The 15,718-nt window shown below is 51.3% G+C and carries 16 protein-coding genes; 7 read left to right on the plus strand and 9 right to left on the minus strand.

From position 1 onward, the window contains the following. Window positions 1–81: 81 nt before the first annotated feature. From VCU37_RS02135 to VCU37_RS02155, 5 genes are all read left to right on the plus strand, one after another. A complete protein-coding gene (locus VCU37_RS02135) occupies window positions 82–867 on the plus strand; it encodes a YaaA family protein (RefSeq protein ID WP_336248984.1) in 786 nt (261 codons plus the stop codon). Between the two features lie 166 nt (window positions 868–1,033). Continuing rightward, on the plus strand, window positions 1,034–1,573 hold the full coding sequence (locus VCU37_RS02140; RefSeq protein WP_336248985.1) for a helix-turn-helix domain-containing protein: 540 nt from the start codon (window positions 1,034–1,036) through the stop codon (window positions 1,571–1,573). A 2-nt stretch (window positions 1,574–1,575) separates the two neighbouring features. Further along, window positions 1,576–2,193 (plus strand): PIN domain-containing protein, encoded by a 618-nt coding sequence (locus VCU37_RS02145; protein WP_336248986.1) that lies wholly within the window; start codon window positions 1,576–1,578, stop codon window positions 2,191–2,193. Between the two features lie 404 nt (window positions 2,194–2,597). Next, window positions 2,598–3,296 carry an SOS response-associated peptidase gene (locus tag VCU37_RS02150; RefSeq protein ID WP_336248987.1) on the plus strand — a complete coding sequence of 233 codons (699 nt, stop codon included), beginning with the start codon at window positions 2,598–2,600 and terminating at the stop codon, window positions 3,294–3,296. Between the two features lie 77 nt (window positions 3,297–3,373). Beyond that, window positions 3,374–3,739 (plus strand): hypothetical protein, encoded by a 366-nt coding sequence (locus VCU37_RS02155; RefSeq protein WP_336248988.1) that lies wholly within the window; start codon window positions 3,374–3,376, stop codon window positions 3,737–3,739. A 75-nt stretch (window positions 3,740–3,814) separates the two neighbouring features. On the opposite strand, the gene VCU37_RS02160 is transcribed toward VCU37_RS02155, so the two are convergent. The 6 genes from VCU37_RS02160 to VCU37_RS02185 all read right to left on the minus strand — a co-directional run bounded on the left by VCU37_RS02160 (window position 3,815) and on the right by VCU37_RS02185 (window position 10,143). Beyond that, entirely contained in the window at window positions 3,815–5,590 is a 1,776-nt protein-coding gene (locus VCU37_RS02160; RefSeq protein ID WP_336248989.1) for a PH domain-containing protein, read from the minus strand. Next, window positions 5,577–6,122: a PH domain-containing protein gene (locus VCU37_RS02165; RefSeq protein ID WP_336248990.1), complete on the minus strand. Its 546-nt coding sequence runs from the start codon at window positions 6,120–6,122 to the stop codon at window positions 5,577–5,579. Before VCU37_RS02165 ends, VCU37_RS02160 begins: the two co-directional genes overlap by 14 nt. Before the next feature lie 153 nt (window positions 6,123–6,275). Continuing rightward, window positions 6,276–6,968 (minus strand): hypothetical protein, encoded by a 693-nt coding sequence (locus VCU37_RS02170; protein WP_336248991.1) that lies wholly within the window; start codon window positions 6,966–6,968, stop codon window positions 6,276–6,278. Between the two features lie 615 nt (window positions 6,969–7,583). Further along, window positions 7,584–8,363, minus strand: a complete 780-nt coding sequence (locus VCU37_RS02175; protein ID WP_336248992.1) for an amino acid ABC transporter ATP-binding protein — start codon at window positions 8,361–8,363, stop codon at window positions 7,584–7,586. Beyond that, complete coding sequence (locus tag VCU37_RS02180) at window positions 8,360–9,268, minus strand: amino acid ABC transporter permease (RefSeq protein ID WP_336248993.1); 909 nt, start codon at window positions 9,266–9,268, stop codon at window positions 8,360–8,362. The genes VCU37_RS02175 and VCU37_RS02180 overlap by 4 nt, the downstream gene beginning before the upstream one ends. Beyond that, window positions 9,226–10,143 (minus strand): ABC transporter substrate-binding protein, encoded by a 918-nt coding sequence (locus VCU37_RS02185; protein WP_336248994.1) that lies wholly within the window; start codon window positions 10,141–10,143, stop codon window positions 9,226–9,228. The genes VCU37_RS02180 and VCU37_RS02185 overlap by 43 nt, the downstream gene beginning before the upstream one ends. Window positions 10,144–10,280: 137 nt before the next feature. Between VCU37_RS02185 and purM the strand changes: the two genes are divergently transcribed. After that, on the plus strand, window positions 10,281–11,318 hold the full coding sequence (gene purM, locus VCU37_RS02190) for a phosphoribosylformylglycinamidine cyclo-ligase (protein ID WP_336248995.1): 1,038 nt from the start codon (window positions 10,281–10,283) through the stop codon (window positions 11,316–11,318). Between the two features lie 50 nt (window positions 11,319–11,368). Here purM and VCU37_RS02195 read toward each other — a convergent pair whose 3' ends face one another. The 3 genes from VCU37_RS02195 to purF all read right to left on the minus strand — a co-directional run bounded on the left by VCU37_RS02195 (window position 11,369) and on the right by purF (window position 14,697). Further along, window positions 11,369–12,841 carry a cell wall-binding repeat-containing protein gene (locus tag VCU37_RS02195; RefSeq protein WP_336248996.1) on the minus strand — a complete coding sequence of 491 codons (1,473 nt, stop codon included), beginning with the start codon at window positions 12,839–12,841 and terminating at the stop codon, window positions 11,369–11,371. A gap of 160 nt (window positions 12,842–13,001) precedes the next feature. Further along, complete coding sequence (locus VCU37_RS02200; RefSeq protein WP_336248997.1) at window positions 13,002–13,232, minus strand: glutaredoxin domain-containing protein; 231 nt, start codon at window positions 13,230–13,232, stop codon at window positions 13,002–13,004. 43 nt (window positions 13,233–13,275) lie between these two features. Further along, window positions 13,276–14,697 carry an amidophosphoribosyltransferase gene (gene purF / locus VCU37_RS02205; protein ID WP_336248998.1) on the minus strand — a complete coding sequence of 474 codons (1,422 nt, stop codon included), beginning with the start codon at window positions 14,695–14,697 and terminating at the stop codon, window positions 13,276–13,278. 248 nt (window positions 14,698–14,945) lie between these two features. Here purF and VCU37_RS02210 point away from each other — a divergent pair, with 248 nt between their 5' ends. Next, on the plus strand, window positions 14,946–15,641 hold the full coding sequence (locus VCU37_RS02210) for a potassium channel family protein (RefSeq protein WP_336248999.1): 696 nt from the start codon (window positions 14,946–14,948) through the stop codon (window positions 15,639–15,641). The last annotated feature ends 77 nt before the right edge of the window (window positions 15,642–15,718 follow it).

The raw sequence follows: 15,718 nt of genomic DNA on the forward strand, positions 1-15,718 counted from the left end.
GTACTGCCTGCCAACAGCCTCCACCGCATGACCATGATGTCGGTTTCTTCCCGTTCTCCTCAAACGCTCTAAGCTTGGCCCATGTTGATGTTGCTTCCCCCGTCTGAGTCCAAATACCAACCTGATCGTGGGAAACCAACTGATTTAAATAGCCTCACCGGTTCACCGACATTGACCCAAGCTCGCCAAAATGTTCGGGATGCGTTGATCGCATTATCTGGCCGTGCCGATGCCGCTGATATTTTAGGTATCGGCCCGAAGCTGATCGACGAGATTGCCAACAATGCGCATATCGATTCGCTTCCCGCACGCGAAGCCGCCAATATCTATACCGGAGTGTTATATAGCGCCGCAAAGTTGGGTGAGTTACGTGGTGGTGCTAAACGTCGAGCCACAAAGCATGTGCGTATTATGAGCGCCTTATATGGCGTGGTGAGTCCAAACGATATGGTGTGTGCCTACCGTTTGAGTGGCAACGTTAAATTGCCTGGTATTGGGTTGGTGAACCGGTTTTGGGAAAGCCGTCTTGATGATGTATTGGATCCCCTTGCCCAATCGTCTGTGGTCATCGATTGTCGTTCTGGGGCATATCTGCCATTTTGGACCCCAATGGGTAACAACGATTGGGTTCAGGTGGCGGCAGCCCAATATAAGGGGGGAATACTGAAGGTGGTGAGCCACTGGGCCAAACACCACCGAGGTGTGTTTACACATCATCTCCTTACCCGATCAGCCCCAGTACCTACAACTGTTGAAGAAACCGTTGAAGCCGCCCAGGAACTCGCATACGACCATCCTGATTTGCAAGACGTAACGCTTACACCTACCTCCAAGGGGCACAAACTGACCTTTATCGTCAACCCCTAGTAGCGGCCTATACCCAATCGTGTCCAGCTATTACCGGTGCCAGAGAAGGAACTCCTTACCACTCATCCTTGCTATCTTCGATGCCGTTTTATACCATGAATTCGAACGATTCGAAAAAAATGAATGAAACGAACACATTGACATACTCCACTGGGGAGATGCTTCCATGAACCGAGCCCTTCACGACCGCACGTATTTCCCGCCCACTCACGATGAGGATAAGCACAAGGCACAAGCACTCCAACAGACGGTTGACAAACTCGAAGAAGCCACATCAAATATCGGGAATCAAACCCCTTCACTGATCATCAACGATGGGTCCGGCACATCAATTGACCTTCCCCCCGATGTGTTGCCTGTACTCATCCAAGTGATTGAGGCGATGAGCCAAGGACTTGCAATCAGCCTTGTCCCCCACAATATGGTGCTCACCACCCAAGAAGCAGCAGACATGCTTGGCATTTCACGTCCTACGTTGGTTCGTATGCTCGAAGATGGGAAGATTCCATTTGAGCGCCGAAATCGACACCGCCGACTGTACCTACGTGACGTGGTGGAATATCGAGAGCGACAGCGCCTCGTGAGCCATGATGCCCTCAGCGATATGGTCTCCGACGCTGAGTCACTTGGTCTGTATGAGATAGATCATGATGAGATCATTGCATCGCTTGATGCAACACGAACAGCTAACAATAAACGAGCCTAGCTATGGTTTTTTCAGCCTTCCTTGATACCTGCGTACTCTATCCCTCACGCCTGCGTGATGTATTACTGGAGCTTGCGTGCCAAGGGGCCTATCGAGCTGTCTGGTCAGATGGAGTCGAAGAAGAACTTGCCAGAGTATTAGAGCGAAACTATAGCCACAAAAAAACTATAGGTGATGATAATAATACCGATTTAAGAAATGATAGATCCATCTATATTAATCGACTACTTGACCAGATGAACCTAGCCCTCCCCGATGCTAAAGTTTGCATTAAAGATTCCCCAACTAGTTTCTCTATCGAGTCATTACCTGACCCTAATGATATGCATATTGTCGCCGGGGCATTAGCCGGTAGAGCAGATGTGATCGTCACATTCAACCTTAATGATTTCCCTAAAACATGCCTTCCATTTAGCTTGTTCGCACAAGATCCAGATGAATTTCTCATCGACTTATTAGATCTTAATCCTAATCTTGTCAAAATAGCGCTTAGAAATGTTGCTAACCGAACAGGCAAAAAAGGCCCGAAGCTAGAGGAACAAGATATTTTAATACATCTTGGTAACTTATCAAACGTAAAGGGATTTGCGACTCAAGCTCATACCATTTTATATGGATAATTGCCAGCTAGTAGCATATTATATATATCAATCAGCTACCTTGATAACTATCCTTTTCTGACCATGGTTCATCTGTACTTGGTAGCAAATCATGAACAGAGGTATTTCAGCCCTGAATGATGTGTAGTGCTGTACAACTACCTAGCATGAGGCGATAAGCACCATCCAACTGACGTTGTGATTCCTGCGTGATCATATGCTATTTCCGATCAAAGAATAGGAGCACCATAGATAAGGAAAGGGGGCCTCTCCCGCCGAGAGACCCCCTTGGATATGCACAGGACTCTTATCGGAAGTTCTGTTGTGGGGATTAGCGGGCATACCTATTTCAATGCCGGCGCACAGGGCATTAGCCCAGCGAACATCTCATGCCACATAATCCCATGAGCAGACACAATGGGAACATGTGTGGGCGTTATTCCTTGGCCGTTGATACTCAACAGCTGAGACTGCATTTTGATGTTGATATCGCCACGGCTGACTGGTTGCCTACCTATTCAGTAGCGCCGTCTACACCGGTACCGATTGTGCGTGAACGGACCAATGAGCGAGGGCTCACCACAGCGGTATGGGGCTTTCGGCCAAAATGGGCAACGGCAGACGGTCCACGCCCAATTAATGCACGCCTTGAAACCGTTGCAACGAATGGTCTCTTTAAAGATGCGTTTGTATCTCAGCGCTGTCTCATTCCCATGACCGGCTACATCGAGTGGGTGCCAGCAGTAGATTCATCTGGACAGTCCTTTAAACAGCCGGTGGCTATAGCCACGCCTAACCAACGCATCCTCGCCGCCGCTGGCTTGTGGGCTGCATATCGTGATACCTCAGACGATCCTTGGCAGGTTACTTGTACGGTTATCACCCGCCAGGCGGTTGATGCTAGCGGAGACGTGCATGACCGAATGCCTGTCGTTGTGCCACCATCGTTGTGGGATTGGTGGCTTGACCCAAAACGACCTGGTCAACCAATAGATTGCAAGGAACTTTCCCATGGGAGTGACACTGTGGCCAAGCAGTTAATGGCCTGGCCGATCAGTCGGCGAATCAATCATGTTCGGACCATTGATCCGACTGATCAATCCTTGCTAGACCTGGTCAGGTAGCCACCTCATTTAGGCAAAGAGACAAGAAAGTATCGAAAGGCTCAAGAGCAGACGTATAAGGCCCGTACAATACGTCTATGGCATTCATCCAGCGAAAGAAGCGTGAAGAAGACGACGAGATTGGGATCCGCCAAAGCGAGTTTGCGGGTCTAGGTATGGATCTTGGTTTGGTGGTTTGTCCCCAATGCCGCCGTGAGGTACCTGATTGGCGCGACACCTGTGAAGATTGTGGTAAGCGTCCAGTTCCCAAGGCAGGGCTACCACCCGCAATGCCTGATATTCCTGAACACCTGGTTGCTCCCGACCCCGAACTCGAAGCGCTACTCAATGGAGAATATGAAGCCGAGGACGAGGACGAAGTTGAAGAAGATGACATTGAAGAAGTCATTGGCGATCAGCCACAGTCCAAGAAAGGTAAGCGTTCCTGGCTGCGCTGGACCTAGACCTCATCGTGGCAGACGATAACAATCGTCACTCAGATAAGACGGGTGCTCATAGGTTGAGTACCCGCCTTCTTTTTATACGCCATCACGGTTCGCCCCTTGACGGGCGTAGGCAGACACCTGGGCCTCAACGCGCAGGGCGTCAACCCGTTCAAGGTCATGCGCACTCACCTTAGGAGCATGGATACCAGCCACGTCAGCATCAACATCGCCAAGACCGAGCCGACGCTGAGCAAAGGTTTCTCGCTCCTTGATATTTTGAATCAACGTCAAGGGCACAATCGAAATAGATCGAAACACCAACCCCCGACGAATAACAAAACATTCTTCGTTAATCGCCCAACGCTGATTGTGGTACCGCCACAGCCCAATGGGATAGGCAATAGCTAAGGTAAGAACGGCCAGCACAAGCGCAGAATAGGCCGAACACGCGATCACTGACTCAACTATCCCAGCGAGAATCACAACGGGGAACCCGACTTGAAGGGTGCGGATAAACCCACGGTAAATAGCACGCCGAGATGGCCGGTTGAGCTGGGTTGGTATGGTTACACCAAGGAGGTCTTGGGCAAGTTCTCGCCACTGGCCAGCGGGTAACAAGGGATGAACCAACCGCAAACTTGAGTCATAATTCTTTTCGATATTGGCAGTGGCGTCCGCAGTTGCGATCGTGACTTCATCAAGTTTAAGCCAAAGTCGAAGCGGGTTTTGTCCGATGCTGACCGACTGGATACGCCCGAGGGAAGCGCCCTTCTCATATCGAGAGAACAACCCTTGCACGCTGTGAATCCTTCCATCTTGAATCCAAGAGGTAAATCCCCAGTTATTTAATTGGCTCGCTACTATCCCAAATACGATTGGGAGAAGCGAAACGATCACAACCGGAATCGAAGCGGCTGCAATAAGTCCAGCGAGGTCCGTTCCAACCCCGAACATAGAAAACCACACCACAATCAACACGGGTACGGCTAAGGCCAACGTAATCATGATTGATGGTGCTGCCGCCATGAGTACGAATAAGAGCCACTCCTTGACACCGAGATGGGCAATATCTACCCGCGAGGTATGCCCAACTTGCCCAGCATTGTCAATTGGTATAGAAGGAGCGATCTTTTCCTCAGCACTCGCACCAACCCCTTCAACCGATTGATGCCTGCGAGTGGTACCAGTTTTTCGATGCCGGAATAGTGCTTCCCGAACAGGATCATTAATCAACGCTGCATCAGGCTGAATGGCAGTACCCATTTGAGGTGCTATCGCAATACGCAAGCGGTCAGCCAGCGCCACGTCGACAAGTTCAATCACAATATCTTCGGTATCCCCACTCGATACAACAACTGAGCGGGTGTTTGTAATTCGGGCAAACGGATTCGCTTTCAGTGTCACATTCTGGACACGACTCCTCGCCATTTTTTGATGTTTCTGAAAGAGAATGCCCTGGCGCATTTCGATTGTTTGTTCATCAAGACGCCAGCGGATAGTCAGCCATCGTCCAACAGGTACTAGCCCAACCACGATGGGGACAAACAGATTCAAAAGCGCCTCAATGACTACCGGCGTGAGAAAGGGAAATATTGCCTCTATTTGTTCGATAACGGGACCTGGTAGAAACACCATGCTCCCAACCATGGCGAAATTATAAAAGAAGTACGCCACAAGAACCCAGGCAACTTGCCCAAACAACCCGACGAGTGTCCACGGGCTGGTTCGTTGCCATTCTCCAGGGTCGGGGAGGTTCACGGTTTGTGATGGTGTATCACCAGATACGCCCTCTCGTTCCACTGCACCTTGAACATCAGGTTGTGACGATCCTAATAACGGTTCTGAACCTTGGTGTTCAGGCGTAGTCACGATCGACTCCTAACTGATTTTGAATGGCGTAGGCATCAGCATTGGCCAGGTTATGGATAGTCATATTGGGGCTATGCACCCCAGCCGTCGTAATGGTCACGCTAGACACACCTAGGAAGCGTTGGAAAGGGTTGGCCGTTATTTCAACACCCTGAACGCGCAGCCCTGGAATCGTATGCGTATAGGTCGTGTAGACACCGCCCTTTTTAATGACCGCATCGGGGGCGAGGCGATACCGAATAGCCCGATGAGTGAAAAATGCCCAAGCAATTGCGAGCAGCTCAAGAACGATAAAAACACCAAAAATCCATTTGATGACCTGAGGAATAATTGCAGGGTCAACAGGTAGATTCGTGAGGTTAGTCTGAATATTAACAACGACTATGTTCGCAATAATGAGCAGAACGATTGTCATAATTAGTGACAGGACATGTTGTCCAAGACTGAGAATCAAATTTCCTACCCCCAAGCGCTTCCACTCACCCTCAGGAACCTGCCCGTTTTCAGCGTACGTGGGTAATGCGTCAACCATGGAACTTCTCCCTTAGTGATTGAACTCAGTCTTCCTAGAATGCTTTACCTTACTAACCTTTCACCCTAGAAGATCTAGGAGCATACCCCTATATACGCTACGGCAAAAAGGGGATGGCAGCCGAGTAGCTGCCTGTCGGCAGCACGCTTACAACTAAGACACAGCATTCACAATGAGCCCGGCGAATAAAAGGACAAAGCCGATGACGTTCAGATAGGTCACCGGTTCACCTCGAAACCGTGGCAAACGCCCAAGCAGTAGATACAACCCGTAGAGTATGAGACCACCCACAGAGATCACGGGAGAGAGGGTATCCGTCCACGCGGGAACCCCATGGGTATAGGCCACCATGACTCGTAATACCAGGGCAATAGCCACGACGGGTGCAGCAACAAGGGTGACACGATAAGCCGCGTCATACAGCAGATCAGATGCGGGCATTCGAGGGATCAGCCACCACGCAAAGACACCCAATGCCCCTGCCCCGATGCCAGCGATGAGGGCAGTAATGGAGTCCACGAGGACATAGGCCGCGGGCGCAATAACAATGACGGGAAAAAGCGCAAAGAGCCAAGGTTTTTGGAGGTCGCGTTCAATCGTGGCCGGTCGTTTACCATCACGCCCTTTGACAAGCCCTTGAGCGATCAGATCACCTTCTGGAGTCGTAGCCACTGTCCGTTCAGCCATATTTTTGATGAGGTACATCACTGACATCACAAGGGTTATTGCGATCATTCCTAAACCGACGCTTTGAATCGTCATGTAGACGTTAACCATTGTTGTCGTGGTCTGGGCAAACATTGGGAGCAGCGTGATCAAATAGCACAGCATTACGAAGCCAAACATGCAGCGACCTCTTCCTTAAAGCGAACAAGCACGATCGAACCTAGAGGCAGCGTACAGGCTGTACTACAGGTTCGTACCGAGCTCTTACGGCATTGTCTATCACCTGTGGACATCTTTTGTATTTCGCTGTCCTTACCTCATGCGATGCTTGGATAACACTCTGTATTTCTGTATCCCGCAGCTTGAACACATGTGCGAGAGGATGATGAGTCCTGGTCAGCGAAGGCAGAGATGAAAGCAATTCATTTCATCCTTGGATGCCGTTGCAGACCAGCAAAAAAGGCCAATTCTCAAAATGCGCTGACCAGGTAAAACACGCCTATGTAATCGGTTTCTTTAACTTCAAGGGTGTTCATTCAAGGATGATGTGTTAGCGTATTGAATCACAACAAGACGGCTCCTTTTTCCCCACCGATGCCGATTTTTTTACAGGCATCCGCCGTCTCTAACAACCAATTAACAGGTTATCCTCAGCGTTATCCACAACTGTGGACAATTTGCGCTGCCTGTTGAAAACCTGTGGATAAGTCTGGGATAGTTGCTACATCGAACCATGCTTATGCACAAGTAGTCCGAGCGGACAGGGTTCTTGCCAATACGGTGTTGTCTGTCTACTTAAATGCGCCGAGCCTCAATGAGGCGACCTAAAAACTGTCGGGTTCGTTCATGAGTCGGCTCAGTAAATATGACATCGGGTGTCGTCTGTTCTAATACCTTCCCGTCATGTAAGAAGGCCACCTGGTCACTAACGTCTCGAGCAAAACCCATTTCATGGGTAGCGAGCATCATCGTCATACCATCCTCAGCAAGCTCACGAATCACGCCAAGGACCTCACCAACTAATTCAGGGTCAAGAGCACTCGTCACTTCATCAAGCAGTAATAACTCTGGGTCAGTAATGAGGGCACGACAAATCGCGACACGTTGTGCCTGCCCACCACTAATACGATCAGGCCATTCTGTTGCCTTGTCAGCTAAACCAACCCGGCTGAGTAGCGTCATCGCCTTGGACTCGGCTTCATCTCTGGGCATCTTGTGGGCTTTACGTGCGCCAAGGGTCACATTATCCAAGATGTTGAGGTGCCCAAATAGATTCCAGGACTGAAAGACCATACCCATGCGACGGCGCACACGATTAACATCAACCCAGTCAGTAGTGACACATTCACCCTGAAATGTGATTGACCCTGCATCTGGTTTCTCGAGGAGGTTCACACACCGCAACAGCGTTGATTTTCCACTCCCTGATGGACCAATCAACGTGAGGACCTGGTGCTGTTCAATAGCTAGGGTGATGCCATTTAATACGGTGTGATGGTCAAAGGTTTTCACCAATTGATCAACTTCTAGGCACTGGCCCGTAGTGGCTAAAGGCCCCGTTTGTGGTGCACTCATACCAGTGTTCCTGAACGTTGTGCCCGAGTCCGAGCTGCCCAATAGTCAGCAAAACGAGCTAATGGCACGCTAACTGCCAAAAAGAGGAGTGCGGCAACCACATAGCCCGAGTAGTTGAATGTTCGCGCAGCACCCAGCCCAGCTTCGCGTACCGCTTCACGCACGCCCAGCACACTGATGAGGGCAACATCTTTTTGCAAACTCACCACCCCGTTCAACAGCGCAGGGACCACATTGCGTATCGCCTGGGGCAAGATGGCATGACGGAGGGCCTGCATTTGTGTTAACCCGATTGAGCGCGCAGCTAGACGCTGTGACTCAGGCACACTTTCAATACCAGAACGAATAACCTCAGCGGTATAGGCCGAGTACGACAGCACAAGGGTTGTCACACCCCAGAACAGTTCGGAGTTGGGTAGCCACGGAATTTGAAGTGCAGGCACCCCAAAGCCAAGCAACAAAATAGCCAGAATCAATGGAATCCCTCGGAAGAGGTCGATATAGACAATGGCCATAACCCGGAGCGGGAAAAACACCGGTCCGCGGAGAGAACGCACCCCAGCAATGATGATCGACAGTAAGAAAATTGCGAGCTGTGCAATCACGAATAATTGCATATCCAGCACGAAGCCCCGCCAGATATTTGGCAACGCATTGACCATATGCTCCAAGCTGAAAAATTGATCTCGCACCACCGGCCATGTCGGGCTATTCAACACGGCTGCAGCAATAATTGCGCCAACAACCACCGTCGATATGACGCTAATACCAACCCCAATCGCACCTTCTTCGTTGAGGAGCGTTCGGACACGCCAACGCCGAGACCCGACGGGTCCCGTGAGCGACGGCGGGGCTATCTGGTTCAGCGTTCTAAGGTGGCGATATCGCCGCCAGCGGTAAGCCACTTATCTTGGAGTGACTTCAGTTCACCGGCAGCATCGAGTGATTCAATAGCCTGATCTAGGCACCCCTTAATCGGTGAACCCTTCGGCAGCAGCATGCCCATGGCTTCACCATCTTCGGCTTCGGGAAGAATCCCGACAATGGTTGTATCGGGCATCTCGACTGCGGTCACATAAAAGGCAGTGGGTAAATCAAAGACCACACCATCGACTTGACCCGCATCAATCGCTGATTTTGCGGCCACATTGTCGTCATATGCCTGCGCGGGGGCATCTGGCTTAATCTCATCATCAATGTAGTGCAATGATGTTGAACCAATATGTGCACCGAGCTTGGCACTCTTTAACGCACCAATCGTTTTGGCCTCTTTAATGGAAGCATCCTTAGCTGCTACGACTGCCTGTTGAACCTTGTAATACGGGGCAGAGAAATCGACAACCTGTTTACGCTCATCGGTGATGGAGTACTGCTGAATATTAACGTCCCAGTTCTTTTCACCAGGCTTGATGGCCTCATCAAAACCGGTGCGCACCCACTTCACATGATCTTTTTGGTATCCGAGGCGTTCAGCAACCGCATACACGAGGGCACTTTCAAAGCCTTCGCCATTCTCTGGCGTATCATCTTTCATCCACGGCTCAAATACCACTTCACCAGTAGCAACCGTCAACGTACCAGCTTCTATTGTCTGCATATCAGCTGGTGTGCAAGAAGCCATTGAAGCACCATCAGAAGCTTGGGCGATTGAATCAGAATGACCAGCAGCAGATGGCTGACTGCTACCTGAATCTGATGACGGTGCGGACGGGGTCGAAGAGCAACCTGCAGCGAGCAGTGCAAAAGACAGCACCGGCGCGACAGCACGAAGACGCAACATAATGAATCTTTCAACGTAGCCAGCTTGACGACCACCAAGCTAACGCTTTACACCTGTTCAGGCTGAGAGAAATAGGAAATACCTTACGACGGTGCGCTACATGCCCGCACAGGAGCAATGTCGATAGGCTTTTGACCATGAGCCATCATGATGAACCGTTAACCTATGCCAAAGCCGGTGTCAGTATTGAAGCTGGTGACGCCGTTGTTGAACGGATCCGTCCGGTTGTTGAACGGACACGGCGGCCTGAAGTCCTCGATGCAATCGGGGGATTCGGCGGGCTTTTTGCAATTGACCCAACCCGATGGACGGCACCCGTCATGGTCACCGCCACCGACGGCGTAGGAACAAAGCTCTCATTGGCTCGTCAGTTAGGCATCCACCATACGGTTGGTATCGATTTAGTCGCCATGGTCGTTGATGATCTTGTCGTTTCCGGTGCCGAGCCGATGGTCTTTTTGGACTACATCGCCATTGGGCAAGTGGATCAAGATGTGGTGGCTGACCTTGTGACGGGTATCGCAGCAGGCTGTGAAGAAGCGGGCTGTGCCCTAGTCGGGGGAGAAACCGCTGAACATCCTGGGGTGATGCCGGCAACGGACTACGATCTGGCAGGCTTTGGTGTTGGGATGGTTGAGCGGGATCGAATCCTTGGACCAGATCGCGTATCTGAAGGTGATGTCCTGATCGCCATGGCCTCATCCGGACTGCATTCAAACGGCTATAGCCTCGTGCGTGCAATCGTAAATGAATACGACCTCGCCCAAGACCCAGACGGGCGACTAGGACAGCCCCTCGGTGAAGCTCTTCTGGCCCCAACGATTATCTACACCAAACCTTGTTTAGCCTTGTGCGCGGCAAACCTTGTCCACGCGTTCTGTCACATCACCGGCGGTGGGCTGCCTGGTAACCTACCTCGGGTATTGCCTGACCATTTGGGGGCACAGGTAGATACAACGACATGGGAAGTTCCCGAGCTATTCACTTGGCTGTGTGAAACTGGAAACGTCGCTCAAGAAGAAGCATTCTCTGCATTCAATATGGGAGTTGGGATGGTCGCCGTTGTCAGCCCTGACGATGTTGACCAGACGTGTTCTCTCCTCAGCGAACACGGGGTCACCGCTTGGGTATGTGGAGAGGTCACCTCAACGCCAGGGGTCGAACTTTTGTCGTAAATGGAGTGGTTCACACAGCTTCGATAAATCAACGATAACGAGCCTTCGCCTTATCCGGTGTAGAGGATTTCGCGGGCTTGGGCACACGCTGCAGCACTGGCGTAACAAAAGACCATCCGATGTTCTGGCGCAGGCACCATATCCCGATCCGGTCGCCCAAAATCACGAAGCAAACTCCGAGTAGGAGCCGGAATCGTATCGCCTTGCACATACGCAACATTGGTCAAACTGCGTGCTGGAAACGCGGTCTTAAAGAGGTCTTCGCGTTCACCATCAACAAGGACAAGTGCTTTCGCCCACCGAGGGCTTTCGGGCATCCCGTTTCGTACCGCTTGTGCCGCCGTGTGAAAGCGTGTCGCCCCAGCAATCCGGTTTATCCCGTTAAATCCGATCTGAGCGGGTCGCCCAGCCCGGTCAGTCCCGCGAGTGGGTACGCGCACAATCGTATTGACAACGCGATCACTCACGGCTTGTGTTCCGCCGTAAATACGCAACGCATGGCTATTCGCCCATCCAAAGAGTTGCCCATCTGCAGAGGCTTGCATAAGGTCTGCAGCAATCACATCGGGGAGGTGGTCGGTGTTGGTGACATAGATATCGCTATATTCAAAGCGCACATTTACCGCATCAGCGTAGGCACCAGACTCAGATGAACCTGGTTGAGCAAAGCCACGTACTAAGGTGACGAAATGTTTGCCGCCTGCAATCGGTTTTGAAGCGGTGGGGCGCATATTGATGATCGTTTCAACCCGGGTGAGGCCGCCAGACCGTGTGACCTGCCAACCCATTTGGGTAAGGGTTTGTTCGATAGCTGGCGCTAAGACTGTGGTACCACCAACAAGATGTACACGACCAGGTTTACCCGAACGTTTCTGGATACGGTTCAGCGCATCTATGACTTCCTGGCTGAGATGATCACCGTTGGTTAACAGCATGTCGCCGGGAGCGCGGTTGCCATTAAAGGCGGCGTTAGCCCCATAGCTAGCCCCAAGAGCATCAACCCAAGAATCTTCGTTAGCTAGGTAAACAACCGGGATATTGGCACATTGAGGTTCCGTACCCGGACAGTAGTTACGAAATACCTGCTGATGTTCGGGGGTGGCATAGCGGAAGGTTTCGATGTCTTGGAAAATATGGGCCGCAATGACCGACCCTGTCCCCGGACCGGTTGGCGGATTCCATTCATAAAACCGCCGGGCACTTTGCCGAGTTGGTACGTCGCTAGTGTTCACCGGTTTGAAGTCGTATTCAACGTTTACATCATTCAGGGAAACACGTTCAACATAGGTCGCCCAGTCACGACACTCAGGTTCGCTTTCAGTCAGTGGATTGTGGGGTTTCAAGTCGAGACGACAAATCTCATGGAAAATCTCTCGCGGACGGTTGTCAAAACCGTATTGATGATCCTCAGTGATTGCTGCCTTGCCAGGAAGAAGGATGGGGGCAGATTGCCCACCCATAACCGCAGTGGCCGGAATCGTGGCCAATGCAGCGAATGCGAACAATAACAGCTTGATACCCATCGTGATGTCCTAAATACGTATACCCATCTCGGGCTTAGAACGGTGTAGTGAAATTGTTATACCGTTCAGCACTGTACAACGGTTGTCCTGCTCCTGATATATCGGACAGGGTAAACACGTATCGCCCAGCCGTTTGGCCGGGCGATGGGTACAAGATGGATTACATCACTTCTTTAATCTGAGCCAAGAATGGGTTCGTCAATACCGTGTCTCCAATAGCAACGGTGGGCACAACTTCATTGCCATTGTTGTGTTTGCGTACAAAGGCGGCTGCCGCCTCGTCTTCCCAAATATTGACACGCTCAACTTCAAATCCGTCGCGTTCAATTTCTCGAAAGAGTGCTGCGCAGAAGCCACAACCAGGACGCCAGTACACCACGGGAGTTGTCATTTGTATTCCTTTTCTCTAAATGGGGGGTCAAAACGTATAGGCGCTAGGGCTGTCGGATTGGTTCTGGCCGGCCCGCAAGCATTTGGCTGTCTTCTACCGCGATTGGATATTCACCCGTAAAACAGGCCACACACAAACTTTTAGCGGCACGACCAGTTGATTTAATGAGTCCTTCAACTGAGAGGTACCCAACAGAATCAGCACCTAGATATTCAGCCATTTGTGCTGTCGTCATATCAGCAGCGATGAGTTCTGCCCTGCTTGCCATGTCAATGCCGTAGAAACATGGCCACTTCACTGGTGGGCTGCTAACGAGCAGGTGGATTTCTTTGGCACCCGCTCGGCGCAACATGTCCATCAGCTGACGGCTGGTATTGCCACGCACGATGGAATCATCAACGACCACGAGGCGCTTACCATCGATCATGTCGTGAATCGGATTGAGCTTCATCCGAATACCAAGTTGACGCAGGGCTTGGGTGGGTTGAATGAAGGTGCGCCCGACATAGCGGTTCTTTTGCAACGCTTCGGCGTAGGGAATACCACTCGCAAAGGCGTATCCACTTGCCGCGGCCGCGCCACTGTCAGGCACCCCAATCACGACATCAGCATTAACGGGGTATTGCTCAGCCAGCATTTTGCCCATCTCGAAACGGGCACGGTACACACTCGTTTCAGCCGTTTGATGATCGGGACGGGCAATGTAGACGTACTCAAAGGCACAGAACTTGGGTGTCGGTTCGGCAAAACGACGACTTTCAATGCCTTGTTCGTCGATGCGGATTGCTTCACCAGGTTCAATCTCTCGAACGACGATGGCCCCCACAATGTCGAGCCCGCAAGTCTCGCTGGCAAGCACCCAACCACCATCAGGAAGCCTGCCCAACATCAACGGGCGAACCCCGTGTGGGTCACGGGCTGCGTAGATGGCTTGGTTATCAGCCAACGTTAGGCTGAATGCTCCCGTTACAAGTGGCAGAACCTCCACCAACGTGTCGAGCGTGGACCCGTTATGACGCGTCTTTAACAACGTGGTGAGCAGGAGGGAATCACTCGTGCATTTATCTGATTCTTGAGGATCGCCAATCAGTTCACGAAGCTCACCCGTATTGGTCAGGTTGCCATTGTGTGCCAACACCAGTGGGGTACCTGAAGCCGTTTCGGTGAATGCCGGTTGAGCGTTGGCCCAAATCGATGACCCTGCTGTTGAGTAGCGCACATGGCCAATAGAGAGGTGGCCTTCAAGGGCAGCTAGGGAACTCTCATCAAAAACACGGGCAACAAGCCCCATATCTTTGTGCACGAGCAGGTGTTGCCCATCACTGGCTGCAAGGCCAGCGCTTTCTTGACCACGGTGTTGGATGGACTGTAGGGAGTAGAAGGCTAGTTTCGCCGCGTGCTGCTCTGGCGCGAATACCGCAACTACCCCGCATTCGTCTTTCGGCTTGTCATCAAAAGTCGTCACTGAACCAGGATAGATTGTCGCGCCACGTTGGGGGAGAGATTCACCGTATCCACGGGTGCCAGAAAAAGAAATACGAGTATCTCTCGCGCATGGCTCCTCTCACCGTAGGCAATTATTTGCTACACCACAGCTCGAAATACGGGCTAACCAGCCCACTCATCGTTTCACTTCGATGTGCCGGTTTTGATGTAGAACAACAGCAGACTTACCCGTACCAAAAAGACCACCGTCTGACTAATCTTATAGCGATGGCGCGACTCAGAGACACCCTCGCTAATACCGCAGCAATCGCGTTTGCGGTTGCCTGGGCTGTTCCCATACTTTGGCCTCAAACGCAGGGAGATTGGGCTGATATCACCGTGACCATTTCATGGGTGGTTCTCATTGTCGATGTCGCTATGGATTGGCGAGAATCTCAATCCACCAAAAGCTACTTAAAGACACATTGGATTGAAGTCCTGGCTGTGTTTCTTCCTCTTCTGCGGCCACTGCGTCTCGTCCGACTTGTACTTCTTATAAGGAAACTTGATGGGACTGCGGCATCAAGCTTTGCTGGCAGTGTTGGAGCATATCTCAGTTCTTCAGCTACTCTCATCGGCTTTATCGCGGCGGTGGCCATCCTTGAACAAGAACGTGGTTTACCAGGCTCATCAATAAATACATTTAATGATGCTGCTTGGTGGGTAATGGCCACTATGACTACGGTTGGATATGGTGACGTGTACCCAGTCTCCGAAGGTGGCCGCTACATCGCTATGGGTCTAATGATTTGTGGGATAGCACTGCTGGGTGGTGTCACCGCAATGGTTACTTCAATTATGACTGCACGTGTCGTCAAAACTGAGGATCACTTTGATACCCAGATGGAATATCTAACCCAAGCAATCCAAGACCTTAACACGCTGCCCAGCCACTGCCCGCACTGCGGCCATGACCTTAGATAAGTCCCAAAACCGAACGCCTAGACATGCACTCCTTTCAGCTTGGACGACAAGTACTGATCCTCTAATTCACGTAATTA

It is taken from the genome of Stomatohabitans albus (assembly GCF_036336025.1).
In the GTDB taxonomy this organism is placed as follows: Bacteria; Actinomycetota; Nitriliruptoria; order Euzebyales; family Euzebyaceae; genus Stomatohabitans; species Stomatohabitans albus.

Excerpts from the sequence above, each read along its gene's own strand:
- VCU37_RS02150 (WP_336248987.1), top strand. The coding sequence starts at position 2,598 with ATGTGTGGGCGTTATTCCTTGGCCGTTGATACTCAACAGCTGAGACTG.
- VCU37_RS02155 (WP_336248988.1), top strand. The coding sequence starts at position 3,374 with ATGGCATTCATCCAGCGAAAGAAGCGTGAAGAAGACGACGAGATTGGG.
- VCU37_RS02135 (WP_336248984.1), top strand. The coding sequence starts at position 82 with ATGTTGATGTTGCTTCCCCCGTCTGAGTCCAAATACCAACCTGATCGT.
- VCU37_RS02195 (WP_336248996.1), bottom strand. The coding sequence starts at position 12,841 with ATGGGTATCAAGCTGTTATTGTTCGCATTCGCTGCATTGGCCACGATT.
- VCU37_RS02140 (WP_336248985.1), top strand. The coding sequence starts at position 1,034 with ATGAACCGAGCCCTTCACGACCGCACGTATTTCCCGCCCACTCACGAT.
- VCU37_RS02200 (WP_336248997.1), bottom strand. The coding sequence starts at position 13,232 with ATGACAACTCCCGTGGTGTACTGGCGTCCTGGTTGTGGCTTCTGCGCA.
- VCU37_RS02210 (WP_336248999.1), top strand. The coding sequence starts at position 14,946 with ATGGCGCGACTCAGAGACACCCTCGCTAATACCGCAGCAATCGCGTTT.
- VCU37_RS02185 (WP_336248994.1), bottom strand. The coding sequence starts at position 10,143 with ATGTTGCGTCTTCGTGCTGTCGCGCCGGTGCTGTCTTTTGCACTGCTC.
- purM (WP_336248995.1), top strand. The coding sequence starts at position 10,281 with ATGAGCCATCATGATGAACCGTTAACCTATGCCAAAGCCGGTGTCAGT.
- VCU37_RS02170 (WP_336248991.1), bottom strand. The coding sequence starts at position 6,968 with ATGTTTGGCTTCGTAATGCTGTGCTATTTGATCACGCTGCTCCCAATG.
- VCU37_RS02175 (WP_336248992.1), bottom strand. The coding sequence starts at position 8,363 with ATGAGTGCACCACAAACGGGGCCTTTAGCCACTACGGGCCAGTGCCTA.
- VCU37_RS02145 (WP_336248986.1), top strand. The coding sequence starts at position 1,576 with ATGGTTTTTTCAGCCTTCCTTGATACCTGCGTACTCTATCCCTCACGC.
- VCU37_RS02165 (WP_336248990.1), bottom strand. The coding sequence starts at position 6,122 with ATGGTTGACGCATTACCCACGTACGCTGAAAACGGGCAGGTTCCTGAG.